Annotated in this window: 26 protein-coding genes; 7 read left to right on the top strand and 19 right to left on the bottom strand. The window is 57.8% G+C overall.

Features of this window, described 5'->3' with window-relative positions; all coding sequences use genetic code 11:
* Positions 1–95: 95 nt before the first annotated feature.
* Both HZB29_09595 and HZB29_09590 read right to left on the bottom strand, forming a co-directional pair.
* On the bottom strand, positions 96–1,160 hold the full coding sequence (locus HZB29_09595) for a PAS domain-containing sensor histidine kinase (protein MBI5815848.1): 1,065 nt from the start codon (positions 1,158–1,160) through the stop codon (positions 96–98).
* Positions 1,161–1,604: 444 nt separating this feature from the next.
* On the bottom strand, positions 1,605–2,558 hold the full coding sequence (locus HZB29_09590) for a hypothetical protein (protein ID MBI5815847.1): 954 nt from the start codon (positions 2,556–2,558) through the stop codon (positions 1,605–1,607).
* Positions 2,559–2,782: 224 nt separating this feature from the next.
* Between HZB29_09590 and rpsF the strand changes: the two genes are divergently transcribed.
* The 7 genes from rpsF (at position 2,783) to HZB29_09555 (ending at position 7,091) form a co-directional block, all read left to right on the top strand.
* Positions 2,783–3,160 (top strand): 30S ribosomal protein S6, encoded by a 378-nt coding sequence (gene rpsF / locus HZB29_09585; GenBank protein ID MBI5815846.1) that lies wholly within the window; start codon positions 2,783–2,785, stop codon positions 3,158–3,160.
* Entirely contained in the window at positions 3,147–3,551 is a 405-nt protein-coding gene (gene ssb / locus HZB29_09580) for a single-stranded DNA-binding protein (protein MBI5815845.1), read from the top strand. Before rpsF ends, ssb begins: the two co-directional genes overlap by 14 nt.
* 55 nt (positions 3,552–3,606) lie before the next feature.
* Positions 3,607–3,870 carry a 30S ribosomal protein S18 gene (locus HZB29_09575; protein MBI5815844.1) on the top strand — a complete coding sequence of 88 codons (264 nt, stop codon included), beginning with the start codon at positions 3,607–3,609 and terminating at the stop codon, positions 3,868–3,870.
* 24 nt (positions 3,871–3,894) lie between these two features.
* Positions 3,895–4,842, top strand: a complete 948-nt coding sequence (locus HZB29_09570) for a DUF2232 domain-containing protein (protein ID MBI5815843.1) — start codon at positions 3,895–3,897, stop codon at positions 4,840–4,842.
* Entirely contained in the window at positions 4,839–5,363 is a 525-nt protein-coding gene (locus tag HZB29_09565; GenBank protein MBI5815842.1) for a 50S ribosomal protein L9, read from the top strand. Before HZB29_09570 ends, HZB29_09565 begins: the two co-directional genes overlap by 4 nt.
* Positions 5,364–5,514: 151 nt before the next feature.
* Complete coding sequence (locus HZB29_09560; GenBank protein ID MBI5815841.1) at positions 5,515–5,985, top strand: cyclic nucleotide-binding domain-containing protein; 471 nt, start codon at positions 5,515–5,517, stop codon at positions 5,983–5,985.
* Between the two features lie 35 nt (positions 5,986–6,020).
* Positions 6,021–7,091, top strand: coding sequence for a tetratricopeptide repeat protein (locus HZB29_09555; GenBank protein ID MBI5815840.1), 1,071 nt, complete (start codon positions 6,021–6,023; stop codon positions 7,089–7,091).
* Positions 7,092–7,099: 8 nt separating this feature from the next.
* Here HZB29_09555 and HZB29_09550 read toward each other — a convergent pair whose 3' ends face one another.
* The 17 genes from HZB29_09550 to HZB29_09470 all read right to left on the bottom strand — a co-directional run bounded on the left by HZB29_09550 (position 7,100) and on the right by HZB29_09470 (position 25,951).
* A complete protein-coding gene (locus HZB29_09550) occupies positions 7,100–8,002 on the bottom strand; it encodes a zinc dependent phospholipase C family protein (protein MBI5815839.1) in 903 nt (300 codons plus the stop codon).
* A complete protein-coding gene (locus HZB29_09545; GenBank protein ID MBI5815838.1) occupies positions 7,999–8,937 on the bottom strand; it encodes a nucleotidyltransferase family protein in 939 nt (312 codons plus the stop codon). Before HZB29_09545 ends, HZB29_09550 begins: the two co-directional genes overlap by 4 nt.
* Before the next feature lie 137 nt (positions 8,938–9,074).
* A complete protein-coding gene (locus tag HZB29_09540; protein MBI5815837.1) occupies positions 9,075–9,617 on the bottom strand; it encodes a HEAT repeat domain-containing protein in 543 nt (180 codons plus the stop codon).
* A 16-nt stretch (positions 9,618–9,633) separates the two neighbouring features.
* Positions 9,634–10,851 carry a hypothetical protein gene (locus HZB29_09535; GenBank protein MBI5815836.1) on the bottom strand — a complete coding sequence of 406 codons (1,218 nt, stop codon included), beginning with the start codon at positions 10,849–10,851 and terminating at the stop codon, positions 9,634–9,636.
* Positions 10,852–11,029: 178 nt separating this feature from the next.
* Complete coding sequence (locus HZB29_09530) at positions 11,030–12,484, bottom strand: NADH-quinone oxidoreductase subunit N (protein ID MBI5815835.1); 1,455 nt, start codon at positions 12,482–12,484, stop codon at positions 11,030–11,032.
* Between the two features lie 38 nt (positions 12,485–12,522).
* Positions 12,523–14,112: an NADH-quinone oxidoreductase subunit M gene (locus HZB29_09525; protein ID MBI5815834.1), complete on the bottom strand. Its 1,590-nt coding sequence runs from the start codon at positions 14,110–14,112 to the stop codon at positions 12,523–12,525.
* Positions 14,113–14,134: 22 nt separating this feature from the next.
* Positions 14,135–16,087, bottom strand: coding sequence for an NADH-quinone oxidoreductase subunit L (nuoL, locus tag HZB29_09520; protein ID MBI5815833.1), 1,953 nt, complete (start codon positions 16,085–16,087; stop codon positions 14,135–14,137).
* An 8-nt stretch (positions 16,088–16,095) separates the two neighbouring features.
* Complete coding sequence (gene nuoK, locus HZB29_09515) at positions 16,096–16,398, bottom strand: NADH-quinone oxidoreductase subunit NuoK (GenBank protein MBI5815832.1); 303 nt, start codon at positions 16,396–16,398, stop codon at positions 16,096–16,098.
* 4 nt (positions 16,399–16,402) lie between these two features.
* Complete coding sequence (locus HZB29_09510; protein ID MBI5815831.1) at positions 16,403–16,900, bottom strand: NADH-quinone oxidoreductase subunit J; 498 nt, start codon at positions 16,898–16,900, stop codon at positions 16,403–16,405.
* 3 nt (positions 16,901–16,903) lie between these two features.
* On the bottom strand, positions 16,904–17,497 hold the full coding sequence (locus HZB29_09505; protein ID MBI5815830.1) for an NADH-quinone oxidoreductase subunit I: 594 nt from the start codon (positions 17,495–17,497) through the stop codon (positions 16,904–16,906).
* 14 nt (positions 17,498–17,511) lie between these two features.
* A complete protein-coding gene (locus HZB29_09500; protein ID MBI5815829.1) occupies positions 17,512–18,600 on the bottom strand; it encodes an NADH-quinone oxidoreductase subunit H in 1,089 nt (362 codons plus the stop codon).
* Positions 18,601–18,608: 8 nt separating this feature from the next.
* Positions 18,609–19,817 (bottom strand): NADH-quinone oxidoreductase subunit D, encoded by a 1,209-nt coding sequence (locus HZB29_09495; GenBank protein ID MBI5815828.1) that lies wholly within the window; start codon positions 19,815–19,817, stop codon positions 18,609–18,611.
* Positions 19,818–19,832: 15 nt separating this feature from the next.
* The gene (locus HZB29_09490) at positions 19,833–20,333 is read right to left on the bottom strand and encodes an NADH-quinone oxidoreductase subunit C (protein ID MBI5815827.1); all 501 of its coding nucleotides are present in this window, start codon (positions 20,331–20,333) and stop codon (positions 19,833–19,835) included.
* Between the two features lie 42 nt (positions 20,334–20,375).
* Positions 20,376–20,936 carry an NADH-quinone oxidoreductase subunit NuoB gene (nuoB, locus tag HZB29_09485; GenBank protein MBI5815826.1) on the bottom strand — a complete coding sequence of 187 codons (561 nt, stop codon included), beginning with the start codon at positions 20,934–20,936 and terminating at the stop codon, positions 20,376–20,378.
* The gene (ndhC, locus tag HZB29_09480) at positions 20,927–21,280 is read right to left on the bottom strand and encodes an NADH-quinone oxidoreductase subunit A (GenBank protein MBI5815825.1); all 354 of its coding nucleotides are present in this window, start codon (positions 21,278–21,280) and stop codon (positions 20,927–20,929) included. Before ndhC ends, nuoB begins: the two co-directional genes overlap by 10 nt.
* Positions 21,281–21,398: 118 nt before the next feature.
* Positions 21,399–23,954, bottom strand: a complete 2,556-nt coding sequence (locus tag HZB29_09475) for a molybdopterin-dependent oxidoreductase (GenBank protein MBI5815824.1) — start codon at positions 23,952–23,954, stop codon at positions 21,399–21,401.
* Positions 23,951–25,951, bottom strand: coding sequence for an FAD-dependent oxidoreductase (locus HZB29_09470; GenBank protein MBI5815823.1), 2,001 nt, complete (start codon positions 25,949–25,951; stop codon positions 23,951–23,953). Before HZB29_09470 ends, HZB29_09475 begins: the two co-directional genes overlap by 4 nt.
* Positions 25,952–26,323 lie beyond the last annotated feature (372 nt).

Genomic DNA, 26,323 nt, shown 5'->3' with positions numbered 1-26,323 from the left:
CAAGATCGCGCTTGAACTCCTCGTCGTAACGCCGATATTGCTTCTTCATCTGTCCGATTCCTTTCCGGGGATTCCCCCATTATCGGACAGGTACACTAATTCCGTGTCAAAAACCCTCCAGTCTCAGGGGTGCAGTCCACTGTGCCCCGCTCACCGGCGGTTCCATTGGTGCTTGTCTTCACATCTTCCTTGAAAAGATCGTTTATCAACTGCGGATCAATGCCGGCCCCCGTGTCCTTCACGGCGATCACTCCCGCCCTTGCTGGCGGATCGAATATCTCCACCCTGTCCCCTTCCCCGCTGAACTTTATGGCGTTGGTGACAAGGTTGCCGACGGCCTCTTCGAAAAGCGGCCTGTCCGCCAGAAGCCACAATCCCGGATCAAGGCGGGCGGCGACTTGGATCCCCTTTATGTCCGCCAGGTTTTTCAGGCGGGCGATCACGCCGCCCACCGACTCGGCGCAATTCACCGGCGCAAACCTCGGCTCAAACTTGCCTTTCACAAAACGGTTGATAGACAGGATGTCGTCGGTCAGGTTGAGCATCTGCTGGACGCTGTTCAATATCCGCTCAATGATCTCCTCCCTTTTTTCGAGGCATCCAACTCCATCAGGCTTGGCGCCCAGCAGCTTTAAAAGGCCGTATATGGCGGTCAGCGGCGACCTCAGGTCATGCGCCATGATGGACATGAACTTTGTCCGGATCGCCACATTCCGTTCAGACTCCTCCTTGGCCTTGGCCAGTCCGTCCTCCGCGAACTTCCCGGAGGTGACGTCATGGAAAGTTATTATCACGCCGCTGATTTCCGGCCTTTGCGCCGGTTCGCAGCCGGCAATCGAAAGCCACCGCCACGAATCGTCGGCGTGAAGGAACCGGAATCGCGCCTGGACCGTCTCATTTTCATACACTGTCCATGGGGCCAGCAATCTTTCAAATTCGTCCAGATCTTCCCGGTGGATGAACCTTGAAATATGGCTTCCCACAATGTCCCCCGGCGCAAATCCGATCACCTTGCGCGCCGATGGAGTGACAAACCTTATCACACCGCCAAAGTCCAGCTCCGCCACCATCACTCCCACCCCGTCCACAATCCTCCGGAGTTTGGCGTAGCGCATGCCGAGTTTTTTGAGCGACTGTTTTACGCCCGGGTTGTGAAGCATGGGTGAATGGCCAAGCCAATTTGAACGCCCCGCCGCCGCGGAAGAAGCGTTAGTCTGCGTTGCCCCGGCGAATTCTCCGTTTAACATCTTGAACTTGAATTTATAAGGATCCCCATTTTGACAGAACGGCTCAAACCACCCCATATAGCCACCTCCCGCTCTCTGTCATAATCGAATTGGTGATGAAATAAGAGCCAAACGCTCTTTTTCCACCACTAAAAACCCCCACCAAACCGGACACACCTTTTTGACGTATCCTCAATATCGAGTCAGCAATATTGGCGCCGCTCTCATAAACATGTTTTTTTGTGAATTCCCGAATTTGGACAAAAGCCGTGTTGTTTATTGCAACGCATGTTTGACGGAAATTGCCACAACACCACGAGGAATTTTTTTCGGGGCGGAAAGATTCCACATGCATGAAAGACTTAAAATAACAAACCCTTAAGCTGTTAATGAAACTTTGTTTAGCATTAAATCCCCGGCCATTCCCTGTGAACCGTCCGATCTTATGAACGTTCCGGTTTGAGCTATGGAATCGCCGCTGGATGTGGCCGAGGCGGCTGTTTGCGCGTAACGTAACCCTATGGCCGCAACTCCCGCCTGCTCCAAAGTTTTCATGTTGGCGACGGAAAACCGGTCCGCCCCCCCGCCTGCCGCCAGCCGCAGGCTGGAGTAAACCTGGTCTTTTGGATCAATCCAGCCGTCGCCATTCTGGTCGTAACGCGCCAGTTCCTCAAAGCCGTTGGCCGCTCCGTTCTGGTCGCCAAAAAGTTCGGAGCCGTTGTTTATCGTCCCATCCCCGTTTTTGTCCATGGCGAGGAACGCCGTTCCTCCGGTTGCATAGCTTGTCCTGTCCATCACGCCGTCGGCGTTGATGTCGAATTGCGCCCCGCCCTCCACGCCGGTAGTCCTGATTCCTTCGCCGGTCAGGTCCAGCGCAAGGGGATCGGATTGCTGCGTCTGCTGGACTGTGGAGATGGAGAAGCTGCCGGACACCTCAACACTCACCTGCGCCTGGAATTGAATCGCCCCGCCGGTTGACGGCGGAGGCGCATCGCCGGATTCCCCCGCGTCCTTTCCCGTATTAACGGTTTTTTCGGCGCCTCCGCCACTTTCCTGCCCCCCCTGCGCGAATTTGGCGGAAAGATCATCGCCTGCGTCTTTGATTCCGAAGGTTTTTTTCAAAAGCTCAAGGTCGGTGTCCTTGCTGTCCTTGATTTCCGTATCACCGGATTGGGCCGCGCCACCCTGAATGTTCACGATGGCCGCATCGCTCCCCAAATCCTTGGATATCTTGCCGTTATCGCCTTGTGAATAAGCCCACAACGCGGATATTGACCGTTTAAAGGAAAACGCCGCGTTGAAATTCCCCGGCATGGCCGAAACGCCGTCCATAATTGCCCCCGGACTGTGATGTCTAATAAGCTTATCGGAGGGCAAATCGCCATCTTTAACGCCATGCGTCATTATTTTGGCGGACTGATAAATGATAGGTTTTTTCTATATTTTTCTTGATTTTGGCGTGCCACACGGCTATATTGTAACGTTTATTGGTGGTTAATGCTCCTTGCTCCACGCATTGAAGCGCGGGGCTTGATATAAACCCAAAAGGAGGACTCATGACGAACGATTACGAGAGCATTTTCATTGTACGGCCCGACCTGTCCGACGAGGACATAGAAAAGGAACTCGCCGCGGTGCGGTCCCTTATCGAAGGCGAGGGGGGCTCCATCATCTCCGAGGACAAATGGGGCAAAAGGCGCCTGGGCTACCCCATCCGCAAGCACCGCTACGGTTATTACGACGTGTTGCGCTACACCGTGGACAGCGGCGCCGTGACCAAGGTGGACAGGCATTTCCGCCTTAACGAGAACATCGTAAAGTCCATGACTGTGCTGTTCGACGGTTCGGCGGGAAGGTACGCCGTCGCGGATAAACCAGCGGCCGCCGAAGCCGCCGTGGAGGAAACGGGAGCCCAGGAAAATGGCGAGTCTTAACAAAGTAATCCTGATCGGCAATCTGACAAGGGACCCGGAGCTGCGCTACACCCCTTCCGGCACGGCCGTGGCCAAGTTCGGCCTGGCCATCAACGACAAGTACAAGCAGGGGGACGAGTGGAAGGAACGGGTGAACTTCATAGACATCACCGTCTGGGGAGCCCAGGGAGAGAACTGTTCGAAGTATCTTTCCAAGGGGCGCCAGGCGTGCATTGAAGGCCGCCTTCAGCAGTCCACATGGGAGACCGAGGAAGGGCAGAAGCGCAGCAAGATCGAGGTGGTGGCCGAAAGGGTCGTATTCCTTGGGTCCCGTGGCGAAGATTCCGGTTCCAGAGAGGGACGCAAGGAAGAGGCGCCGGCGGATTACCCGGCGGACGACGTGCCGTTTTAACGGCGCGAGCGATACGCCATACAAATAACAACGAACAAACAGGATTTGGAGTCATATGAGGAAAGCCAAAGGTAAAAAACCCTCTTCTTCAGGCCCGGCCAAGCGCACTTTCTTCCAGAGGAAGGTGTGCAGGTTCTGCGCCGACAAGGTGGAGCACATTGATTACAAGGACGTGAAGACCTTGAAAAACCTTTTGACGGACAGGGGCAAGATCATCCCGAGCAGGATATCGGGCAACTGCGCCTACCATCAACGCAAGGTGACCACCGCGATTAAACGCGCAAGGTTCATCGCCATTTTCCCTTACTCGTTCTTTTAGACCGTGAACACTGCGGCGGCATCCATGACACAGGGGGCGGGAAGGAGCTTTTACGCCCATGTGGCGCCCCCGGCCCTTTCGGCCGTGCTTTTTCTTGCGTCCATGGCCCTTCCGCCATTGGCGATGTTCGCCGCCGCGCCGCTGTATTATTCAATAGTGTCGCACGGCCACAAGGCGGGAGCGGGCTGGGCTGTGGTTGCGGCCATGGCGGTGTTCCTGATAGGCGGGCCTGCGGTGGCGGCGATTTACATTGGAACCTGCGTGTCGGCGGCCTTTGCGCTCTCGTCGTCGTTCTTCAAGGACGATTCGCTGGAGCGCACGCTGGCCAAGGCGGCCATTGTCTCGTCGCTGGCCGGCTTTGCGGTGTTTTACGCGGCCGTGGAAATGTCCGGCGGAAACGCCATAGATGCCCCTCAGCGCATCGCCGGAATGGCGGTGCATACGGCGATGGAGTCTTATAAACAGGTGAACGCCGACCCGGAGGTCATCAACTGGCTTTCGGAGAACGGCAAGTCGCTGGCTGAAGTTTTCGCCCGGTTGTTCCCCTCCATGGCGTTCCTTAGCGCACTGACCATGGCGGCGATGAACATCATGGCGATACGGGCGGCGTCGTTGCGGTTCGGCCTTGGGATTTATTTCAAGAACCACAGCCTGGCGGAGTTGCGCGCGTCGGACTGGCTTGTGTGGGGCGTGGTGGCCGGCGGGGCCGGGTCCATGTTCGCGGAGGGCGCGGCGCAGACCGTTGCCCTCAATGTTTTGATATGCGTGATGGGGGCGTACATGGTCCAGGGCCTGGCGCTTATCCATTATTTCTTCATGAAGGCCCAGGTCCACGTGATCCTAAGAGCGATCGGGTACTTTGTGATTTTTTCCCAGCCGCCGCTCATCCTTGTGATGTCCGGGCTTGGGCTTATGGACGTATGGGCTGAATTCAGAAAAAAGAAAACGGACACACCGGAGGAACAGTCATGAAAGTCATTCTCAAGGATTTTGTTAAAAGCCTGGGCAATCCCGGCGACGAAGTGAAAGTCGCCGATGGCTACGCCCGGAACTTCCTTATTCCAAAAAAACTGGCGGAAGCGGCCACAGCGGGCAATAAGAAGACATTCCAGACGAACTTAAAGCAAAGGGCGCGCAAGCTGGCCAAGGCCGTCACCGAGGCGGATGGGCAGAAGGCGGCGCTCGAGGCGCTCGAGCCGATAGTGTTCATCCGCAAGGCGGGCGCGGACGGCAAGCTGTTCGGGTCGGTGACCGGGGGGGACGTGGAAGAGGCGTTAAAGGAGCGCGGCATCACCGTGGACAGGAAGAAAATGGTGATAGACAGGCCCATCAGGCATCTTGGCGACGAAGAGGTGGCCCTGTGGCTCCATCCGAAGGTGACGGCGAAGATCAAGATCACTGTCCAGGCGGAAGTAGTCGAAGAGCCTTCCCACGAAGGGGCCGAGGAACAGGCGAAGGACGAAGCAGCCGCAGAGACCTCCAACGAGGAATAGGCTTCCTTAACGGCGTATTGTTTTAAGCGGGCGGGGCGGCAAACGCCCCGCTTTTTTTTCGCCCGGCGCGGCGCAAACTGCTATATTAAGCTGAAAAACAGGTTATCAGCTTCCCATCGCCTATGCCTAAACTTAACGGGAGACGGGACTTTTGGACATCGTCGAAATTCTAAAGCAAAACGGCCTCACCGCCGGCATGAGCGATGAGCAGGCCGCCAGGCTTGCGTCTTTGGCTGTCTGCGAGGAATATGCGCCGGGATCCAGCCTTATCATAGAAGACGACACCGGGCGGGACATATTCATCGTTTACGACGGGCTTGTCTCGTTTGAAATGAAGAACACCCTGGCCAACTCCAGCGGAAACTCGGCGGACAACAAATACGAGATCCTTTTTTACAAGGGGATCGCCGGGGAGCTTTCCTTTATAGACGGGCATAAACGGTCGGCCACTGTGGTGGCGATGGATGAAGTGAAGGCGATAAGGCTCCCCTTCCAGAAATTGAGCGCCCTCCTTGAAAACGACAAGGATATTGGATTTATTTTCTTAAGAAACCTTTGCGGGACATTGTGCCGGAAGGTGCGCCATTCAAGTGACCAGCTTAAAAACCAGATGCTCCTATAATCACCCCACCACCACCGGGAACTGCAATTCCAGTTATGAGCTCCGCCCGCATCATCAGAAAAGCCGCTTCCCTTGCGGGATCAGGGAAAGCAGACGACGCCGGAGCCGTGCTTTCCGGAGCGGCCGTCGAATCTCCAAGCGGCCGGCTGTTCATCCGGCTTGGATTGATTTCAAAGTCCGCGGAGCAGTTTCGCGCCGCTGTGAAGGCCGATACAGCCAACCGCGCCGCCCGCTATTTCCTGGCCGCCAATCTCGCCTCTGCCGGGGATTGGGAAAATGCGCTGAAAACGGCGGAGGAAGGGCTTGCGTTCTCCCCGTCGAACATCTCGCTTGGCGTCTTGCGCGCCCTTTCGAAATATAAATTGTCCGGCGACTTGAAATATCTGCTTGAAGCCGAAACCATGCTTCCCGCCGCCACGCTGCGCGCGCAGGCTCTTGTCCTTTGCGCCCTTGAAGAACGCATATCGGCGCTGGCCACGGATGACAAAGGCTCCGCCGAACGTGAGCATCACATCGGCGGACCGTTCGGGTGGATATTTGGCGGGCTCGACGGCATGGCTGCATGGATACACTGGGCGGCGGCGTCCGCCATGAATGTAATGCGCAATCTTGCAAAGCCATCGAAAATGCGAGGCGACGGGATGGTGATCCAGGCGGACAGGCTATACGCCCATGGCAATAAAGCGGATGCTTTCGAGCTGTATAAAAAAGCGCTTGCCAGTGACCGGCAAAACGCGCTGGCGGCCGAATCGCTGGCGGTGCACTGCTCTCAAAACGGCATGCCGGAAGAGGCGGCGCAGTATTTGAAAAGGCTTGAAAATATTTTGGGCGATTCGTTTGAACACGATCAGTTTTCCAAGCTCAAGGCGGACATAGCCTATGCCGGAAACCGGTTTGACGAAGCCGCCAATCTGTACGAAGCGGCCAGAGGACAGTCCAGGCTGGACTGGATAATCCCATACCGGCTGGGGCTTTTGAATCTGCGCGGCAAAGACCGGCATGGGGCGGCGGACCGGTTCTGCGAAGCTCTATCGCTTATAAATCCCGGCTTGCTTAATGAAAGGCTCGCCCTGCTCGGCTCGCTTTCGCGGAAAGCAGGCGGCTGACCCGGGTGTCACATCCTTTCCGTCTTGTGATCCACGTAATTTAAACCGGCGATTTCCTCCGGCACAGGAAACAGGTCTTCCTTCCTGTGGATTGAAAGGGCCAGCCCGTGGCTTTTGCGGGTGAGTTTCGAGTTGATCGTGTTGTCCGTGCCGACGGGGTCATACTTCAAGCACACCGCGTCGTCCCAATTCTTGAGCAGGTCCACTATCAGGTTTATCGAGCAGTTGTTCAGCTGTGACACTTTCCCCCGGGACAGCACGCGCAATGCGTCGGCTATGGCGGAGAAGTTGCCCATGAATCCCTGCACGGTGTCCATCCATTCCGTCAGGTCGCTCATGCTCACGGCGCGGCGGAACAGCAGCTTCTTCGCCCCGAACCGCAGCATGCTCCTGTTCATCACCCTTTTTATAAGTGTGTCGTTCCCGTGGTTGTGCATGGACACAACGTCGGACGCCAGGCGCCAGTGCTTCATATGGATGAACCTGTCGGCCTTGAACTCCCAGTACACGTGCCCGATCCGCCGGGACGTGGGGGTGGCGTAAAGGAGGTTGGGGATCAGGTGGTTGTGCGCGATCACATCGGCGGCAAGATGCGTCAGGTAGCCGTAGGCGTATGATTTCGTCGATTCGCTCTTGGCAGCGTGAAGCACCTTCATCCCCACGCTCCAGTTGTGGCAATGATCGTCCCTGCGCTTGTAGCCTTTGCCGATGAATATGTCCGCGCTGATGCAGCCGTAGATATAATCGAATGGATAGCTTTGCAGGATGGCGGCGATCTCCGGCCTGACCATGTATAAATGGTCCAGAATGAAGCTCCCCTGGGCCACATGCATCCCCGCCCCCCAGGCCAGGGCGGGATCCGGCGCGAGAACAACCGCCAGGGCCGCCAGCGAAATGATTGTAAGTATCATGGCGCATCTCCGATCATGTTTTTACCGGCCGCCGTCCATTCATCGTACATCGCCTGCATCACATCGTAATCATGGTCATTGTCTATGTCCACCGCGGATCCTCCATGGCCGGTGACCACAAGGCCGGCCCTCAGCCCGAGTATGGCCCCAACGCCTCCGGCCACGTCGTCCATGGACACAAGCGAACTTGCCTTTGCGGCAAGCCCCGAAAATCCAGCCAGCGACAGCATCATGGAAACCTGCATCACGATGTATATCCAAAGGCGCGGCCGCACTCCCCTGATTGCCCAAAGGTCCTTGAGCATCCTTGCGATATTGCGCAGATTCTTCTGGTAACGCACGTTGTACATTTTCTGTATCGCGCCCCTGTTCTGAAAGGCGAACGGCCGGGCAATGTGCATGTTGTTGATACGGAACCGCCCTTCGCGCACGTTAAAACAGGTCATCCTGATCCCCGGCTTGCCGCGTGCCGGCAGGTAGCGGTCCAGCGCCTTTTCCGGAGTCAGGCCTATCATGTAATCGTGGCGGTCCATATCGGCCCTGTCCAGGAATTCATTTATCTCGGCGGGAGTTATCAAAGGAGAGTCCCCGGGAACGCAAAACACCATCCGCCCGGCTAATTCAGGCCGCTTGCGCTCCGCCCCGAGGGTGTATCCGTCCAAAGTGGCCAGAAAGCCGTTCCAGATATTGGCGGCGAGATTTTCCCACTGGTCCATCGTCACAACCGGCTTGGACGATCCGCCAGACTCCACAAGCGCTGAGTCCAGCTTCTTTTTGTCGCCGACTATGAACACTCTTTCTATCCGGGCGGCTCCTTCGAGGGCGCGCAGGACATGGGTGAACAGCGGCGCCCCCTTGACCGGCAGGAGGGCCTTATTGACGCCTTTTACGTGGCGCGAGGCTCCCCTGTCTCCACAAAGCAAGATCGCGTCCATACCTGATAAGGCTCCTCCGCGCAAATTCCGGGCGGGATTGTTTCCTTGATTCAATTATAACGGGTTAAGTTGGCTGGAGCGCTGGAATTCGGCGGGGAGATTTGGGCCGCCCCGCCGTTTATTTTCCGGTGGCGGCGTCAGCGCATTTGCTCGACAGTCTTTTCCATGACGGACTTTGCTGTGGAGTCTTTCTCGGACCCAAGGCTTCCCTTGAGAGTCTTTTTCGCCTCAGCCCCGCCGATTTTGCCGATGGACCTTGCCACGGAAATCCGGACCATCACATCGCTGTCCTTAAGCCCGTCCGACAGCGCCTTCAATGCGTTTTCCCCTTCGCTTTTCGCCAGTGATTCGAACGCGGCCGACCGCAGGTACGGCAGAGAGTCGCTCTTGGCTTTCTGGGTGATGACGGCGGCGGTCTGCTCTGTCCGGAAATGCGCCAACGCCAGCACGGCCCTCGCCCGCACTATGGTATGAACTTTCTCATCCCCTGATATCTTGAGAAGAACCTCCCGGGTATGGTCCGCGTCCAGCTTGCTCCAATACTCATCGCCCGGAGCGCCGTGATGACCGGACAGGACGGACACCATGTTTTCGTACGGGACAACGGCCCCACCGGCGAAAGAAACATGCGCGAAGGCCAGGACGAACGCGGCCAGCGCGGCTGTGAATATATTCTTCATATGGACATTCTCCTGTTCACAATATGGATGGATGCGTGTTTATCACCTGCCCTTGCTGGGGCGAAATCAATGTCTGGAAATTGCCCGACGACAGATATTCGCTGTCGTCCGTCCAGAACATCAGGTACTCGGTCCCCTTGCCGCGGCACTCCGGCCCGGAGACAATGCCATCACCGTCCGTGTCATTATCAGGTCCGCACTCGGGCGTGTCGGAAAGAGGGTCATAGGCGCCTCCGTCGCTTTCCGAAGGATGATACAGCCCGAGATAGTGCCCTATCTCGTGGGCGAGGGTGAGGGCCAGATATATCTGGTCGCTTTCATGATCTGTGTATCCCGGAAAAACGTACCCCAGCGAACCGGCCAGCGCCACAAGGCCGGACGCACCGGTCCCATGAAGGAATCCAGGGCCGGGAATCGCCCCGTCCATGCCCACAAGCCCTTCGGGCAAGCTGGGCAACAGGAAGCAGTTTATCCCGGTGTCGGACCTCCCTGCGGTCGCCAAAGAAGCCTGGTAAAGGAAAGAACTCAATCCGGACATGTCGCTCGCCAAGCTCAACGCCGTAGGATCGTCGCGGAACTCCACATTTATCGCGCCGATGGTGACGCCGGACTGGGCAAGGACCGAGTTCATGAAACTCTTTATCAAGCCGATGTCCGTTTCGGAGGGGATCACGCTGTTTGCCGCCCCTCCAACTGTGTAGACGAAAAAGTTTAGACTAAGCGACCCGCTGGCAAAGTCCGATTCCCTCTTGAAAGCCCTGTAAACGGCGATATCTATCGGGAAACTGTTGGGATTGGTCAAAAAGAACTCGTAGTCGCCTGATGGGTAACTGTCCGATAAGGTGTGGCTGACCGGAGCCATGAAAGACATTGTCGTCCCGGTGGACGACCACAATAAGCTGTAGTAGTCCGGGTATGAGCCGGACACCGAATTTGCCGAATAGTCCCAGTCAAAATATGTGGCGCCCGAGCTTCTGGCTCCATCCACGTAAAACTGGCCAGAGGATTCGAAGATCACTTCGCTGACAGTGCTGCCTGTCTCCACACCGGGAATGGTCACAGATTGCTTGACCACACCAGGGGGGAGTGAAACCGTGGTGACGGAAGAATAGCCATATGTCCCGTTGTCCACCACAACGTTTTCTTTAACAGGTTCGCAGGATGCAAGAAACGAGGCTGAAATGATTATCGCGAGTGCCAACGGGGCCGTGAGCGCGCTTTTAAAAATCGCCATAAACCTCTGTAACTTGCTGTTAATAATTAACACACGCCCCTTGCGGGCATTGCGCTATTCTACCTTAACGCTTATGGTTGCGCCGCTATATATTTCCCCGCGGCCGCCGTTAAAGCAAGTTAGACGGACAGCTGGATTATATTTTCCGGACGGAACAGGAGGAAAACCGGCTCGCCGCTTATTGGAAGGTTAAAAAGGCGGCCTTGGCCATCTCGATGTATGGCCCCGGAGCGATGCCAAGCCATAGCGCGCCTGTGACCGCCACCGCCGTTGCCACCACAAGCGATGGGGCGAACGCGGGGGTGGCCTCGGCCTTGCCTTCCTCGCGCATGTACATGTACACCGTCAGCCGCAGATAGTAGAACACCGACACGACGGAGTTGAGCACGCCGATCACCGCGAGCCAGATGAAACCCTCGTCGATGGCCGAAAGGAAAACGTAGAATTTCCCGGCGAACCCGGCTGTGGGGGGTATCCCGGCCAGGGAGAAAAGCGCCACGGACAAGGCCAGACCCACGGCAGGCCTGGAATATCCAAGCCCTGTATAGTCCTGAAAATAGACTTTTTCCTCCCCCTTGCCGCCGATCCCGGTAACTATGGCGAAGGCGGCTATGTTCATGAACGTGTAGGCGAGCATGTAGAACAATATGGACGAAGAAGCCGCCGGGCTTCCCGCCGCAAAGCCCACAAGCACGTATCCTGCGTGGGATATGGACGAGTAGGCCAGCATCCTTTTCACGTTGTTCTGCTGGAGCGCGACAACGTTACCAAGCGTCATTGTGACGGCGGCGAGAATCCAGATGATCTCCCACCACTCCCCTTTAAGCCCCGGGAACGCCTCCGCGAACACCCGCAGGAACGCCGCGAAAGCCGCCGCTTTGGGCCCGGCGGACATGAACGCCGTCACCGGCGAAGGAGCCCCCTGGTAAACGTCCGGCGTCCACATATGGAACGGAGCGGCCGCAACCTTGAAGCAAAAGCCCAGGGTTATTAGGGCGGCGCCCACGGTAAGGGTCATTTTGTTCCCGACACCGGCTCGCACCGCATCACCGATGGCGTGCAGCCCTGTCGTCCCGGTGGCGCCGTAGACCAGCGCGATGCCGTATAGCAGGAATCCGGACGACAACGCGCCGAGGATGAAATATTTGATGGACGCTTCGTTGGAAGTTTCCCTCGCCCGGGTGTATCCCGCCAGCACATATAGGGATATTGAAAGGACCTCCACCCCCATGAAGACCGTTATAAGGTTGGCCGCCGAGGCCAGCGTGAACATGCCAACCGTGGCGAAAAGGAGCATGGCGTAATACTCGCCGCTGTCTATCCCCTCATCCTTGATGTACTTGACGGACAGCAGGATGGAAAGCCCCGTCCCTATCAGGAACACCACTTTAAAGAAAGTGGAAAAGTTGTCCACCACATACAGGCCGGAAAAAGCGGGATGCGCGGGGCCGTGAAGGCCAATGGTGGCATAGCCGGCCAGCGCCACACCGGCCAGGGCCACATAGCCCAAGTGGTCTTTTCCCTTCTTCTCGGCGAACACTTCCATCATCAGCAATAGCGCCGCCGTGCATGTAAGGATTATCTCCGGCGCTATCGCCGAAAGCTGGATGGCTGGTATGTGTATCGGGCTCATTGCCGCCTCATCGGTTTATTCATTGTTAGGCCCTCTTTCTATCCATCCGACCCGGTGGAGCCGATCGCCCCATGCCCATGGCCGTGGCTTTGCGCCGGAACCGGCATTCCGGCCGGCGTCTGGGCGAGCCCGGACGGGCTCCCCTGATGTGCCTTCACCTGATTGACCAGATGCACCACGGAAGGCTCCATCTTTTTTATAAACGGCGTAGGGAACACGCCCATGACGAATATAAGAACTATGAAAGGCGCGAAATAAACAATCTCACGCAGGTTCAGGTCCTTAAGTTTTTCATTTTTCGGATTTGTCACCTTGCCGAACATCACCCGCTGGAACATCCACAACATGTACACCGCCCCCCAGATGACCCCGGAAGTGGCTATCGCCGCGAAAAGCGGATTGGCCTTCCACGTCCCCATAAGCACCAGGAACTCGCCCACGAAACCGTTGAGCCCCGGCAACCCTATGGACGACAACGTGACAATCATGAACACCACCGCGAACACAGGCATCTTGCTGGTGACGCCGCCATACTCGGAAATCAGCCTGGTGTGGCGCCGCTCGTAAAGCACCCCCACCGCAAGGAAGAGCGCGCCGGTGGAGACGCCGTGGTTTAGCATCTGCAGAAGGCCGCCTTCTATCGCCTGCACGTTAAGCGCGAAAATCCCCAGCATCACAAAGCCCAGGTGGCTTACGGACGAGTACGCCACAAGCTTCTTCACGTCCTCCTGCACCATGGCCACAAGCGCCCCGTAAACTATGCCGATGAGGGCAAGCCAGCTTACCCAGTCAACAGCCCATATGGTGGCCTCCGGGAATATCGGCAGGGAGAACCGCAGGAACCCGTACGTTCCCATTTTCAGAAGTATGCCGGCCAGTATCACAGATCCGGCTGTCGGCGCCTCCACGTGGGCGTCCGGCAACCATGTATGGAACGGGAACATCGGCACCTTGATGGCGAACGCCAGGAAGAACGCCAGGAACAGGACCACCTGCGCCGTCAGCCCGATCTCCAGCCCCTGGTAGGCCAGGATGTCCATCGTATAGAAGCCCTTGACCTCATGGTGGTGCAAGTACAGCCACATGATCGCAAGGAGCATGAGCACCGAGCCGACCATCGTGTATATGAAGAACTTCACCGCCGCGTATATCCGCCGCTGGCCGCCCCAAACTCCGATGATGAAGTACATCGGGATGAGCATAAGCTCCCAGAACACGTAGAACAGGAAGAAGTCCAGAGCGCAGAAGACCCCGATCATCCCCGTTTCCAGCATGAGGATCATCATCATGAACTCTTTTACATGCTTCTCCACCGCCGTCCACGTCGAAAGGACGCATATGGCGGTGGTCAGGGTGGTCAGCAGGATCAGGAACATGGATATGCCGTCTATCCCCATGTAATAGCTCACGCCGAACTGCGGCAGCCAGTCCTTCTTCTCCACAAACTGCATCAGGTGCGTGTTCTCAAACCGGGTGAACAGCGGGATGGAAACGAAAAAGTCCACAAGCGTGGCGGCAAATGCCACACCACGGATGAGTGTCACGTTCTCCTTGTCAATCAGCAGGATGACAAGCAGCCCGGCAAGCGGGATGAATGTCACCAACGAAAGGACCGGCAAAGACTCCATCACGTCAAATCCCCGTTAAACCTTATCTTCCACCCATCGAAACCAGCCAGAAGCCCACAAGGAACACACCTCCGAACACCATCGCCAAGGCGTAGTTGCGGGTGAGCCCCGTGTGCATCGTGCGGAACGCCGCGCCGAGCCCCATGAACAGGTCGGCCATGGCGTTGACGAATCCGTCCACTATCTTCACGTCGAATATCTTCCACAGCGCCTTGTCCGAGAAGGCCACGATGGGCTTTACGAACAGCGCGTCGTATATTTCGTCCACATAGTATTTGTTCTGCATGAGGGTGTATATGGTCTTGGTCACCCCCTCTTTTTCCGCGAGTTCTTTTGCGGCCGCCGGATTGGTGAAGTAGAAGTACCGCGCGGTGAATATGCCGATGACAGCCATCGCGACGGACACACCCATCAGCCCGAGCTCCATGCCCAGGTCCGCGTGCGGATGCTCCGGCGCGCCGTGGACATGGAAGACCGGGGCGAGGAACTCCCTTAACGCGTGGCCCCCCTCGATTATCGGCAGGCCCACAAATCCCCCCACCGCCGCAAGGCCGGCCAGGATCATAAGCGGCATGGTCATCACGGAGGGCGATTCATGCACATGGTCGCGCACATGATGGTCATGGGCGCGAAGCTCGCCGGTGAATGTCATGAAATAAAGCCGGAACATATAAAAGGCCGTCACGCCGGCGGCGATTGTCGCCAATCCCCAAAATACCAGATGACCCGGTGTGTGGCCGAGGAACGCGGAAAGCAGTATTTCATCTTTGGAGAAGAACCCGGCCAGCGGCGGGATGCCCGCGATGGCGAGGGTGGATATCAGGAACGTCAGATGCGTCTGGGGCATCTTTTTACCGAGCCCCCCCATCTCCCTCATGTCCTGTTCGCCGGACATGCCGTGAATCACCGAGCCGGATCCAAGGAAGAGGCAGGCCTTGAAAAACGCGTGGGTCATCACGTGGAAAACCGCCGCCACATACGCGCCCACCCCGCACGCCAGGAACATGTAGCCTAGCTGCGACACGGTGGAATAGGCCAGCACGCGCTTGATGTCGTTCTGATAAAGACCCATTGTGGCGGCGAAAATGGCCGTCGCCGCGCCGATGAGCGCCACCACCATCATGGTCGTGGGCGCCAGGTTGAAAAGGGCGTTGCACCTTGCCACCATGTACACTCCCGCCGTCACCATCGTCGCCGCGTGTATGAGGGCCGACACCGGCGTGGGGCCTTCCATCGCGTCCGGCAGCCAGGTGTATAGCGGTATCTGGGCGGACTTGCCGGTGGCGCCAAGGAACAGAAGAAGCGTTATCCCCGTCACCGCCATGCCGCCGAGCATCAGCTTCTCATGCGCCGCCGGGAACACCGTGGTGTAATCAATGGAGCCGAAAGTCCAGAATATCCACATGATCGCCAGAAGGAAACCGAAGTCCCCTATCCGGTTCATCACGAACGCCTTTTTCCCGGCGTCGGAGGCGGACTGTTTTTCGTAGTAATAGCCGATCAGCAGGTACGAGCAAAGCCCAACCCCTTCCCAGCCGATGAACATCAAAAGGAAATTGTTCCCCAGCACAAGCATCAGCATGGAGAACATGAACAGGTTCAGGTACGCAAAATACCTGGGATACCCCGCCTCGTGCCCCATGTAGCCGATGGAATATACATGGATGAGGAATCCCACCCCCGTCACCACCATCAGGAATATCGCGGAAAGCGGATCTATCTGTATCCCCGCCTCCGCGGTGAAAGACCCGGCCTCTATCCATTTGAAAATGACGCTTTCGTAAAGCCTTTCCTCCGCCGGAAGCGAAAGAAGGTTGAAAAACGCCATGGCGGCCACCAGGAACGAAAGCCCCGTGGAGCCTACGGCGAAAACGCCCACCATCTTCTTGGAGACACGGAAACCCAACAGGCCGTTTAGCGTCGCCCCTATGAGCGGCAGCGCCGGAACCCACCAGATGTGCTCAAGACCCCACATATTTCCGGTTACCCCTTGAGGATGTTCATTTCGTCAATGTCCACGGTGGCGCGGTTCTTGAACAACGCCAGGGCGATGGCCAGCCCGACTGCGGCCTCCGCCGCCGCCACCGCCATCACCATGAAAACGAAAACATGCCCGCCCATGTCCCCCATGTGCCGGGCGAAAGTGACAAAAAGAAGGTTGCCCGCGTTCAACATAAGCTCGATGGACATCATTATCACGATGATGTTGCGCCGTGTTAGCACACCGACAACGCCAATGCTGAACAATACCGCGGACAGCGCGAGGTAATGGTTTACTGTTATCATCTGCCTACCGCAGCCTCGTTTTTGTGAGCACCACCGCCCCCACCAGCGCCGCCAGCAGAAGCACGGACGCTATTTCGAATGGGAGCAGGTAATCTGTGAACAAAAGCCGCCCGACCCCCGCCGTGGAGCCGAACGTCTGGTTTATGATTTTCACTTTCACCGCCGAAGGGTCGTAAAGGGCCACCATCGGAGTGAACAGCCCGCCGAGCACGATCACGGCCAGAAGCTGCGCGAAAGGCTGGCGGCGCGTCTCCATCCCTACTTTCTCCCTGAGGTTGAGCATCATTATCACGAACAGGAACAGCACCATGATGGCCCCGGCGTACACCAGCACCTGCAGGGCGGCGATAAGATGCGCTTCCTGCATCGCGAAAAGCCCGGCAAGGGCGAACATCACCGCGATCAGGTTCATCGCCGAATTGACCGGCTTTTTGGACACGATCATGAACAGCGAGCACGCCACCGCCACCGCCGCAAACATGTTGAACGCTAATAGTTCCATCGTCTATCTTCCAATAGTCTCGTATTGCGCGGCGGAATAATATCTGCTCCGTATCAGGTCAAGCCGCTTCTTCAAATCGCTCTCCGGGACAAGCAGGTCCTCTTTCGTATAAAGCATCCTGCTCCGGTCATACTCGCAAAGCTCCCGCCAGCTGTCGCTCATCACGATGGCCTCTTTGGGGCACACTTCCTCGCACCTGCCGCAGAAGATGCACCGCGCCCCGTCCAGGGTGTAAGACACGGGGTACCTGTCGCCGTTGTCCCGCTCCCCGCCTATTATGCTGATGCAGTGTGGAGGGCATACGGCCTCGCACAGCCCGCAGGCAACGCATTTTTCCAGCCCGTTGGACCCGCGCACAAGCACCGGCCTGCCGCGGAACGCGGGCGGAGGGATCAACGTCTCCTCCGGGTAATACACCGTCATTATCTTCCGCTCGCCCCGGCCGCCGCCCAAAACAAACTCGTTTATCAGCCCGCCGAAATTCCGTGCGAAGTGGCGCAGCGTTATGTACATCCCGCGCAGCACCTCCGGCAGGTATGACTTCTCCCAAAGGGAGAGCGTCACTTCCCGCCGCGTCTTCTTTATCGTGATCGCCATCTATTTCATCACCTCTACGGCTTGGGCACTATCCCGGAAAGGATTCCCGCGCCCATCACAAATATCCATATAAGGGAAAGCGGAAGGATCATCTTCCACCCGAGCTTCATCACCTGGTCATAACGGAACCGGGGAAGCGTCCACCGGACCGTCATCTGCACGAATATCAGGATCACCAGCTTCACTATAAAGACCCCGATCCCCACGAACATCGCGATAAGGTTCGCCGTGGTGGACCCCGCCCCGCCGAAAAGCTCGATAAGCGTCCTGTCGGTGATCCCCGGCAGGTGATGCCCGCCCAGGAACAACACCACGCAAAGCGCGCCGATGGTGACGATCTCCACGAACTCCGCCATCCAGAACATGATGAACTTCATCCCCGAATACTCCGTGAAGTATCCGGCCACGAGTTCGCTCTCCGCCTCCGGTATGTCAAAAGGAGTCCTCTTGTTCTCCGCGATGGCGCATGTGAAATAAAGTATGAACGCGGGCCAGTGCCAGATTATCCCCCAGCTCCAGAAGCTCTCCTGTTTGGCCACAATGGTCACAAGCGACAGGCTCTGGTAGTACATCACAAGGCCCATGATGGTCAGCCCCATCGCCACTTCGTACGAAAACATCTGCGCGGCGGCGCGAAGCCCGCCGATGAACGACCAGTTGTTGTTGGACGCCCATCCGGCCAGCACCACACCGTATGTGGCCAGCGACGCTATGGCGAAAACGTAAAGCACCCCCACGTCCAGGTCCGCTATCACAAGGTTCACCGGGTGGCCCCACAGGTTGTACTTGCCGCCGAACGGGATCACCGCGAAGGCGGACAACGCCGGGATCAGCGCGATGGCCGGGGCCAGGGTATGCATCACCCTGTCGGCTCCGCGCGGGATGAAATCTTCCTTGAATATAAGCTTTAGCGCGTCGGCCATGCTGTGGAACAGCCCTATCACTGTGAAGCCGAGTATGTCCGCCCGGTTGGCCCCGATACGGTCCTGCATCACGGCGGACTGCTTGCGCTCCACCCAGCCTAGCATAGGGGCGAAAAAGCCCATGTTCAGCCCGAACACGAAGGCTATCTTGAACGCCGTCTCTATCAGGTCGGGAATCAGGGCTTCGCTCACCTGTCACACTCCCCGCCGATAAGGTTGATCATGTCGAACGTCGGTATAAGGTCGGCTATCATCCGCCCCTTGATAAGAAGCGGCAGCGCCGACGTAAGCTGGAAACAGGGGGGGCGGACGCGCATCTTCACAGGATGCCCACCGCCGTTGGAGACAACGTAATAGCCCAGTTCCCCGTTGGCCCCTTCAACGGCGGCGTACGCTTCGCCCCTGGGTATCTTATGCCCCTCCACCACGGTCTTGAACTGGAAGATAAGGGGCTCCATTTTCGTGAATATGTCGTCCTTGGAGGCCTGCCTGAAATCCGGGTTGTTTATGTTCACAGGCCCTTCGGGCATCTGCTCCAGGCACTGCTCTATGATCCGCATGGACTGCTCCAGTTCCTCCATGCGCACCTGGAACCTGTCGTAATTGTCCCCCGTCTCCCCCACCGGAATGGCGAAGTCCACCCGGTCGTAAACAAGGTACGGGTTGGCCCGGCGCACGTCATACGGCACGCCGGCCGCCCGCAGGCACGGCCCGGTGAATCCCCAGGCGATGGCGTCCTCACGGCTTATGCCGCCCACGTCCCGCATGCGGTCTATGAATATCCGGTTCTTGGAGAGCAGTTTGTCAAAGTCCACCCACAGTTTCCTGTTGGTGGCGAACACGGTCTTTATGTTTTGTTTGAAGTCCGCCGGAAGGTCGCTTATCACCCCGCCGATCCGCACGTAATTGTGGGTCAGCCTGGCGCCGCAAACGGACTCTAGCATGTCCCACAGAAGTTCCCGCGCCTCGACGAAATATATGAACGCGGTCAGCGCGCCAAGCTCGAGAGCCCCGGCCGCCGTCGTCGTGTAATGGGCGGACATGCGCGCCATCTCGCTTACGATCACCCGGATGTACTGGCACCGCTCCGGAATGGTTATCCCGGCCAGCTTCTCCACGGCCATGGCGTAGCCCACGTTGTTGAGCACGCTGGCGGTGTAGTCCAGCCTGTCGGTGTACGGGAAAACGCCGTTCCACGTGGTGGCCTCGCACTCCTTCTCGAAACCCCTGTGCAGGTAGCCCACCTCCACGTCAATGTTCTCTATCGTCTCGCCATCGAGCGTGAGCAGGAACTTCACGGTGCCGTGGGTCGCCGGGTGCGACGGGCCCATGTTCACCGTCAGAAGCTCCGTGTGGTGCTCCCGGTGGAAGTCGTAATCCCTGTTCGTTTCGGTCATCTTGATATCTGTCTGTTAATTCACCGGCCCGATCAAAGGCTGGCGCTTGGTTTTCGGATAATCTTTGCGCAACGGATGCCCCACGAAAGCTTCGTACAGCAATATCCTCTTCAAATTCGGATGGCCCCTGAACACCACACCGTAAAGGTCCCACGCCTCCCGCTCAAACCAGTCCGCCCCGGGCCATATGGAGGTGACCGAGTTGATGTGCGGCTTGTCCGCGGGCAGCGGAGACTTCACCCTTATCCGATGGTTTTTGTCCACCGAATACAGGTGGTACACCACCTCGAACCGGGCCCCGAGTTCCGCCATGTACGGCCATATCCCCATGTCGTTCAAATAGTCCACAGCCGTCACGTCGAGAATCATGTCGAACGAAAGCCCCGCGCCGTTGCGCAGGAATTCCATCACGTCTAGTATGTCATCGGCGCGCACGACTATCGTGTCGTCCCCCTTCTGGCAATGGGTGTGGATCAGCGTCCGCGATCCGGCGAACTTCGCCTTCACCGCCGCCATCACCGCCGAATCTTCCGTTTCCACAGCGCCGCTCATCTTTAATTAAGCCTTCCGCCCCGTGACGATCCTGTCGTCCGCCTCGCCCACCGGGGCGATCCCCTTCTTGTACGCCATCTGGTGCGGCTCGGCCACCACCTTCTGCTGAAGCTTTATAAGCCCGTCTATCACCATCTCCGGCCTCGGCGGGCAGCCGGGGACATATACGTCCACCGGGATCAGCGTGTCTATCCCCTGCACTGTGGCGTAGTTGTCATACATCCCGCCGGATACGGTGCAGGTACCGAAAGCGAACACCCATTTGGGCTCGGTCATCTGGTTATAGACCTTCACCAATATCGGCGCCTGCCTGTGGCTTATCGTTCCCACCACCATCAAAAGGTCCGCCTGCCTAGGGGAGAACCGGGGAAGGGCCGCGCCGAACCTGTCCAGATCGTACCTGGGCCCCGCCACCGACATGAACTCCATGCCGCAGCAGGCCGTCACGAACGGGTACAGGAAAAAGCTGTATTTGCGGCCCCAGCCGATGATCTTGTCCAACTGGGTGATTATCACGCTGTCGCCCAGCGCCGCGACGTCCGCCTTTTCGCTTTCCGTCATTCCCATTCCAAGGCTCCCTTTTTCCACACATACACAAGCCCGATGGCCAGGATAACGATGAACACCGTCATCTCCACGAAGCCGAACATCCCCAGCGGCTGGAATATCACCGCCCAGGGGAACATGAACACCGCTTCTATATCGAACACAATAAATAGAAGCGCTATCAGGTAAAACCTCACCGAAAACCGCAGTTTCGGCGACATTATGGCGTTCTCGCCGCACTCGAACGGCTCCATCTTCTCCCGGAACACTTCCTTGGGGCCAAGCCCCTCGGATATCGCCAGCACCGCCGCTGCTATCCCGGCGGAAACGGCGAACACCAAAAGCACGGGTATATACTGGTTCACCTGTCAGGCGCTCCCAAAATTGAGCGGTTCATTTTGAAAATCGGCGCGGAGGTTTCCACACCTCAGAGGCGCGCCAAGTTTATCTTTCGATTCCATCAAAGTCAAATCCTAATGCCCGTCAAGCCAGTTTGCTGATCTTCACCGCCACGGCCGCCTGCCCCCCCGCAAAAAGATGGAGCGCCGGCGCGTTCTCAAAATTCTTCGCCACGAACACAACCCCGGAGGGGGACTTGGCAGTGACAGCCGCTTTAAGCTTTATCGAGCCTTCCTTCGACTCCACCAGAACTCCGTCCCCGTCCTTGAAACCAAGTTTTTCCGCGTCCGCCGCGCAGATCTCCAGCTCCGCCGCCGAATCCAGCGAGTTTAGCGCCGGGCATTGCCTGCTCATCGTCCCATGATGGAAAAGCGACGAGCCGGTCACCAGCATCATCGGATAATCTCCACCGCGGGCCGGAAGCTGCGCCGCCGTGTCAAACTCGAATGCCCCGCCATCCCCGCTTAAAGCCGCATTGGCCGGAACGTCCGCCGCTATCTCGGCGGCCACGTCCGCCGCGGCGGTGTACGCAAGGTTCAACCCAAGCGCGGATCCGAGCGCCGCGAAAATCTCCCAATCAGGCCTGGACTGCCCGGCGGGCTCGATCACTTTCTTTATGCTTTGCGTCCGCCCTTCGTTGTTTACGCATGCGCCGTCCCGCTCCATCGAAGTGGACGACGGGAACACAACGTTGGCCAGCAGGGCCGTCTCCGTGAGGAACTGCGTGGTGACCACGGTGAACTCCGCGCCAGCCAGCGCTTGCGCGATAGAACCGCCCCCCTCCGAGTGCGTCACCGGGTCTGCCCCGGCAATCACAACCGCCTTAATCTTCTTTTGCGCCAGGCCGTCGAAAATCCCGAGCCCGTCACCGGATGCCGGGGATATTTTCTTCCCCCATTTCTGTGAATAGTGCGCGGCCGCCTTCTCGTCGCCAGCCTTCATGTAACCGGGCAGATGCGACGGGGAAATCCCCATGCCGTTCACCCCCTGGCTGTTGGCGCTTTCCCTGTACAGCATCGCCTTCCCGCCGAGCAGCGTGGCCAGGTTTATAAGCCCCTTGGCGATCTGCGCCCCTTTTGGATGGGTGTAAACGCCGCTCCCCATCACCACAAGCGGGGCGCCGTTCTTTAAAAACGCCGCGGCCAGCGCCCTGATCTCCCCGGCGCTCACTCCCGAAACTTTCGCCGCATCCTCCACGCTCACGCTTTGCGCGCTCTTGCCGAGCAGAGGATTTGCGCCTGCGGCTTTTGCGGCGCGGTTATCTTTTATGTTGGTGTCGAGCATGGCCCGGATAATCCCCGCCACCAGCGCGGCCTCGGAGCCGGGGGCGAATATCACTTTCCTGTCGAACGCCGGGGCGAATCCGATGTTCCTTGTGTTCGCCGCGAACATCGGCGCGCCATGGTCACGCACCTTCATGCGCACCATGTTGGCTATCACCGGATTCTCTTTCTCCGCGTCGGCGCCGAAGAAGAAGAACGAATCGGCCTTCCTGATTTCGGAATATTCAACGATGGGGGCCGCGCCGCCGAACGTGTCGCAAATCCCGCTGTTAAGCTCCGGATTTCTCATGTTGGCGGGATTGTCTATCCTCCACACGCCAAGCCCGGCGCGGAAGACCTTCTGCAATACGTATGCGTCCTCGTTATAAAGCCCCTCGCCGCCGATCACTGCGATGGAGCCGGGCCCGCTTGCGGCATGTATCTGTTTCAGTTTTGACGCGGCAAGCGCGATGGCCTCTTCCCACGTGGCCGGTTCCAGCCGCCCGCCCTTGCGGACAAGGGGGGTCTTCACCCTGTTCTCGCCCTGGTGCGCCTCGAAACCGAACCTGCCGCGGGCGCATAGGTTGCCGTTGTTCACCCCGATGGTGTCGTCGCTTGTGATACGGACAAGCGAGCCTTTCCTCGTGTTGGCGTGGAACGAGCATCCCACGGCGCAATACGGGCACACGGTCTGGGTCTTGTCCATCTCCCATGAGCGCCCGTTGAATATGATCGAGCTTGATATGGCGCCCACCGGGCATACGGACAGGCACTGGCCGCAGAAATCGCAGTCCAGCGTCTCCCCCGCGTTCGGCTTGATCCTCGCCTTATATCCCCATCCGTCTATCGAAAGCGCCGCGATCCCCTGCACTTCCCTGCATATCTTCACGCACCGTTCGCAGAAAATGCAAAGGTTGCGGTCGTAACGCAACGCCTTCCAGTTGGCCACCGGAGTCTTTTTGTGTCCATCCGTCCTGTAATCATGGCCGACGACGTCCAGCTCGAACGTCCGGTTCTGAAGCGAGCATTCTCCGCTCCGCTCGCACACAGGGCAGTCCAGCGGGTGGTTGGTCAATATAAACCGCATCATCTTTTGCCGGTGGGCCGCCAGAGCCTCGCTCTGGGTGGTCACTTTCATCCCGGAGGTCACCGGGGTGACACACGACATTATGGGGCCTTTGGAACCCTCCACCTCCACCGAGCAAAGCCTGCAAGAGCCGATGGGGTTGAGCTTTTCAACATAGCAAAGCGTGGGTATGTACACGCCGTTCTGGCGCGCCGCGTTCAATATGGTCGTCCCGCGCGGGACGGTGACAAGCTTTCCGTCTATGGTCAATTCAATCGTGGCCGGAGCGGCTTTCACTGCATGATCGCTCATTTCGCCCCTCCTCCCGTGACGGCGGCCATCCCAACGATGTAACAGCGCATGCAGCGGGCCGCCTCTTCCATCGCCTGCTCCTGGGTGTATCCAAGCTCCACCTCGGTGAAGGCGTGCAATTTCCCGTCCCTGTCGCAGTATGGCATCACCTGCCTGTCCCATCCTTTCGGATTGGCTATCTCTTCTTTCTTGTTGTACGCGCCGATGGCGGCGATAAGGTTCTCCATCCTCTGGGTGTCGTTGATGGACGGCTTCCCGCCGCGCAGGAACTGGTCTATGCTCTGCGCCGCGCGCCGTCCATGCCCGGCCGCCACCACAAGGGTCATCGGGCCGATCATGCAGTCCCCCCCGGCGAACACGCCGGGAACGTCTGTCTGCATCGTGTCGTTGTCGGCAACGGGGTTGTCCCACTTGCTTATCTTGATGTTGGCGTCTTCCTTCAGGTAGAAGATGTCGCAATCCTGCCCGATGGCGGAGATCACGCAATCACCCGCGATGATATGCTCCGACCCTTTCTTGGGCACAGGCCTGCGGCGGCCCGAAGCGTCCGGCTCTCCCAGTTCCATCGTCTGGCACTCAAGCCCGGTCACTTTGCCGTTCTCCGCGATGATCCGGGTGGGCGCCTCCAGGAACGCGTACTCGACACCCTCGTCCTTGGACTCGTGAATCTCGTGCGGATCCGCCGGCAACTCTTTCTCCGTGCGGCGATAAACGATGGTCACCTTCGAGCCGAGCCTGCGGAACGTGCGGGCGCAGTCCATGGCTGTGTTTCCGCCGCCGACCACCATCACATGTTTGTATTTGGGGATGTCCGCCACCGGCGTTTTCTCTTTCACCTCCGGGCTGGTCTTCATCACAACCTGCTTGAGGATGCTGATGCCGGGATAGTATCCCTCGTATCCCGCGTCCTCACCTTCGGCGCCCATCTTCTTTGAAAGGTCCGCCCCGGTGGCCAGGAACACAGCCTTAAAGCCCTTCTCGCGCAGGCTCTTGAACGTTTCGTCCCTGCCGAAACAGACGCCTGTCTTCAGCTCCACCCCCAGGGTGGCAAGATATGCGATCTCGTCGCGCTGCACGTCTTTGGGTATGCGGTAATGCGGTATGCCTGTGTACGCCGCGCCCCCAAAATTGTCCAGCTTTTCAAATATGGTCACCCGGTATCCCTTGAGGGCCAGGTAGTACGCGGCCGACACACCGGCGATGCCGCCGCCGATCACGGCGATCTTTTCATCCCGCGTGTTCATGTTCGGATTGGATGGTTTTTCGACGGCGTGCAGGTACTCAAAATCCCAGGCGGAGCGCTTAAGCTTGCATATGGCCAGCGGCGCTTCCACGTTGGCCCGGCGGCAGTTGTTCTCGCACGGATGGAAACACGCCCGGCCCAAAGACGCCGCCATGGGGCACGCTTCCCGGATGGTGGCAAGCGACCCGGCGAAATCGCCGTCTTTTATGTATTCGATATACCTGGGAATGTCCATCCCCGTGGGGCAGGCCGCCGTGCAGGGCGCCGTCATTTTGTATGGATAGTACAGCCCGGCCGATTTTTTCCCGCCTTTGATATATGCCAGGAAATCATCCCGGAAATTCGTGATGGCGTGCTCTATGGCGATGGGGCCAAGCTGGCCGATGCCGCACTTTGAATTGGGCGATATGGTGGCGCAAAGATCTTTTAACCGGGCGATGTCCCCCTCGGCCCCTTTCCCCGCCACGATGCCGGCCAAAAGGTCTTCCATCACCTTGGTGCCGGTGCGGCAGGGGAAACATTTGGCGCAGGAAGAAGCCTGCAGCGCCGCCGCGTAATTGGCGGTCATCTCCACTATATCGTACGGCTCGGAGGCTAAGATGATCCCGTCCCATCCGATGAAAGCGGAAACGGAGCGGCCGGGGCCAAATTCGGTGGGAAGCTTCTTTATCTGGGCGGCGTCGGCCCAATCGTCGGGCGCTTTGCCGCGATTGTCAACAACCTCTCCGCGCCATGAACTGAACAAAACCTTCATGCCAGTTCCGCCACCCTTAATTCCATTAAAGAAACCCCTATCAGCCACTTTCGCCCGCGCAGGGGCGCGAACGAATAAACTGTAATGAAAATGTGGACAGTGCTTTTGAACGCTCTTTTTTTCCTGCCGGTTCCGCTTGAACCGCCATCGAGCGTAGAGCTTGGAATTTATAATAGATACAGGGGGGTCTCGTCAAGCTAAAATAGACTCAATTTAACAAAAAAAGATTCAAACTAAGTAAAAGCGAACGTACAACGAATACACAAGGTGTTTTTTGATGGATTTTGGGGGGATGATATAACCACCGAGGCGGGGAGATTAAGATATTCTTCCCTCTGTGCCTCTGTGCCTCTGTGCCTCTGTGGTGAAAAT

The sequence above is a fragment of the Nitrospinota bacterium genome (assembly GCA_016235255.1).
GTDB lineage: Bacteria > Nitrospinota_A > UBA7883 > UBA7883 > JACRLM01 > JACRLM01.
Note: the sequence above shows the minus strand (reverse complement) of the source record. Positions and strands in the feature narration are given on the sequence as shown.

Excerpts from the sequence above, each read along its gene's own strand:
- HZB29_09565 (MBI5815842.1), top strand. The coding sequence starts at position 4,839 with ATGAAAGTCATTCTCAAGGATTTTGTTAAAAGCCTGGGCAATCCCGGC.
- HZB29_09475 (MBI5815824.1), bottom strand. The coding sequence starts at position 23,954 with ATGAGCGATCATGCAGTGAAAGCCGCTCCGGCCACGATTGAATTGACC.
- HZB29_09525 (MBI5815834.1), bottom strand. The coding sequence starts at position 14,112 with ATGGAGTCTTTGCCGGTCCTTTCGTTGGTGACATTCATCCCGCTTGCC.
- HZB29_09545 (MBI5815838.1), bottom strand. The coding sequence starts at position 8,937 with ATGGACGCGATCTTGCTTTGTGGAGACAGGGGAGCCTCGCGCCACGTA.
- nuoK (MBI5815832.1), bottom strand. The coding sequence starts at position 16,398 with ATGATAACAGTAAACCATTACCTCGCGCTGTCCGCGGTATTGTTCAGC.
- HZB29_09555 (MBI5815840.1), top strand. The coding sequence starts at position 6,021 with ATGAGCTCCGCCCGCATCATCAGAAAAGCCGCTTCCCTTGCGGGATCA.
- HZB29_09490 (MBI5815827.1), bottom strand. The coding sequence starts at position 20,333 with ATGGCGGCGGTGAAGGCGAAGTTCGCCGGATCGCGGACGCTGATCCAC.
- HZB29_09590 (MBI5815847.1), bottom strand. The coding sequence starts at position 2,558 with ATGGACGGCGTTTCGGCCATGCCGGGGAATTTCAACGCGGCGTTTTCC.
- HZB29_09540 (MBI5815837.1), bottom strand. The coding sequence starts at position 9,617 with ATGAAGAATATATTCACAGCCGCGCTGGCCGCGTTCGTCCTGGCCTTC.
- HZB29_09505 (MBI5815830.1), bottom strand. The coding sequence starts at position 17,497 with ATGGCGATCACGATAAAGAAGACGCGGCGGGAAGTGACGCTCTCCCTT.
- rpsF (MBI5815846.1), top strand. The coding sequence starts at position 2,783 with ATGACGAACGATTACGAGAGCATTTTCATTGTACGGCCCGACCTGTCC.
- HZB29_09470 (MBI5815823.1), bottom strand. The coding sequence starts at position 25,951 with ATGAAGGTTTTGTTCAGTTCATGGCGCGGAGAGGTTGTTGACAATCGC.
- nuoB (MBI5815826.1), bottom strand. The coding sequence starts at position 20,936 with ATGGGAATGACGGAAAGCGAAAAGGCGGACGTCGCGGCGCTGGGCGAC.
- nuoL (MBI5815833.1), bottom strand. The coding sequence starts at position 16,087 with ATGTGGGGTCTTGAGCACATCTGGTGGGTTCCGGCGCTGCCGCTCATA.
- HZB29_09550 (MBI5815839.1), bottom strand. The coding sequence starts at position 8,002 with ATGATACTTACAATCATTTCGCTGGCGGCCCTGGCGGTTGTTCTCGCG.
- HZB29_09595 (MBI5815848.1), bottom strand. The coding sequence starts at position 1,160 with ATGCTTCACAACCCGGGCGTAAAACAGTCGCTCAAAAAACTCGGCATG.
- HZB29_09535 (MBI5815836.1), bottom strand. The coding sequence starts at position 10,851 with ATGGCGATTTTTAAAAGCGCGCTCACGGCCCCGTTGGCACTCGCGATA.
- HZB29_09495 (MBI5815828.1), bottom strand. The coding sequence starts at position 19,817 with ATGACCGAAACGAACAGGGATTACGACTTCCACCGGGAGCACCACACG.
- ssb (MBI5815845.1), top strand. The coding sequence starts at position 3,147 with ATGGCGAGTCTTAACAAAGTAATCCTGATCGGCAATCTGACAAGGGAC.
- HZB29_09575 (MBI5815844.1), top strand. The coding sequence starts at position 3,607 with ATGAGGAAAGCCAAAGGTAAAAAACCCTCTTCTTCAGGCCCGGCCAAG.
- HZB29_09510 (MBI5815831.1), bottom strand. The coding sequence starts at position 16,900 with ATGGAACTATTAGCGTTCAACATGTTTGCGGCGGTGGCGGTGGCGTGC.
- HZB29_09570 (MBI5815843.1), top strand. The coding sequence starts at position 3,895 with ATGACACAGGGGGCGGGAAGGAGCTTTTACGCCCATGTGGCGCCCCCG.
- HZB29_09530 (MBI5815835.1), bottom strand. The coding sequence starts at position 12,484 with ATGAGCCCGATACACATACCAGCCATCCAGCTTTCGGCGATAGCGCCG.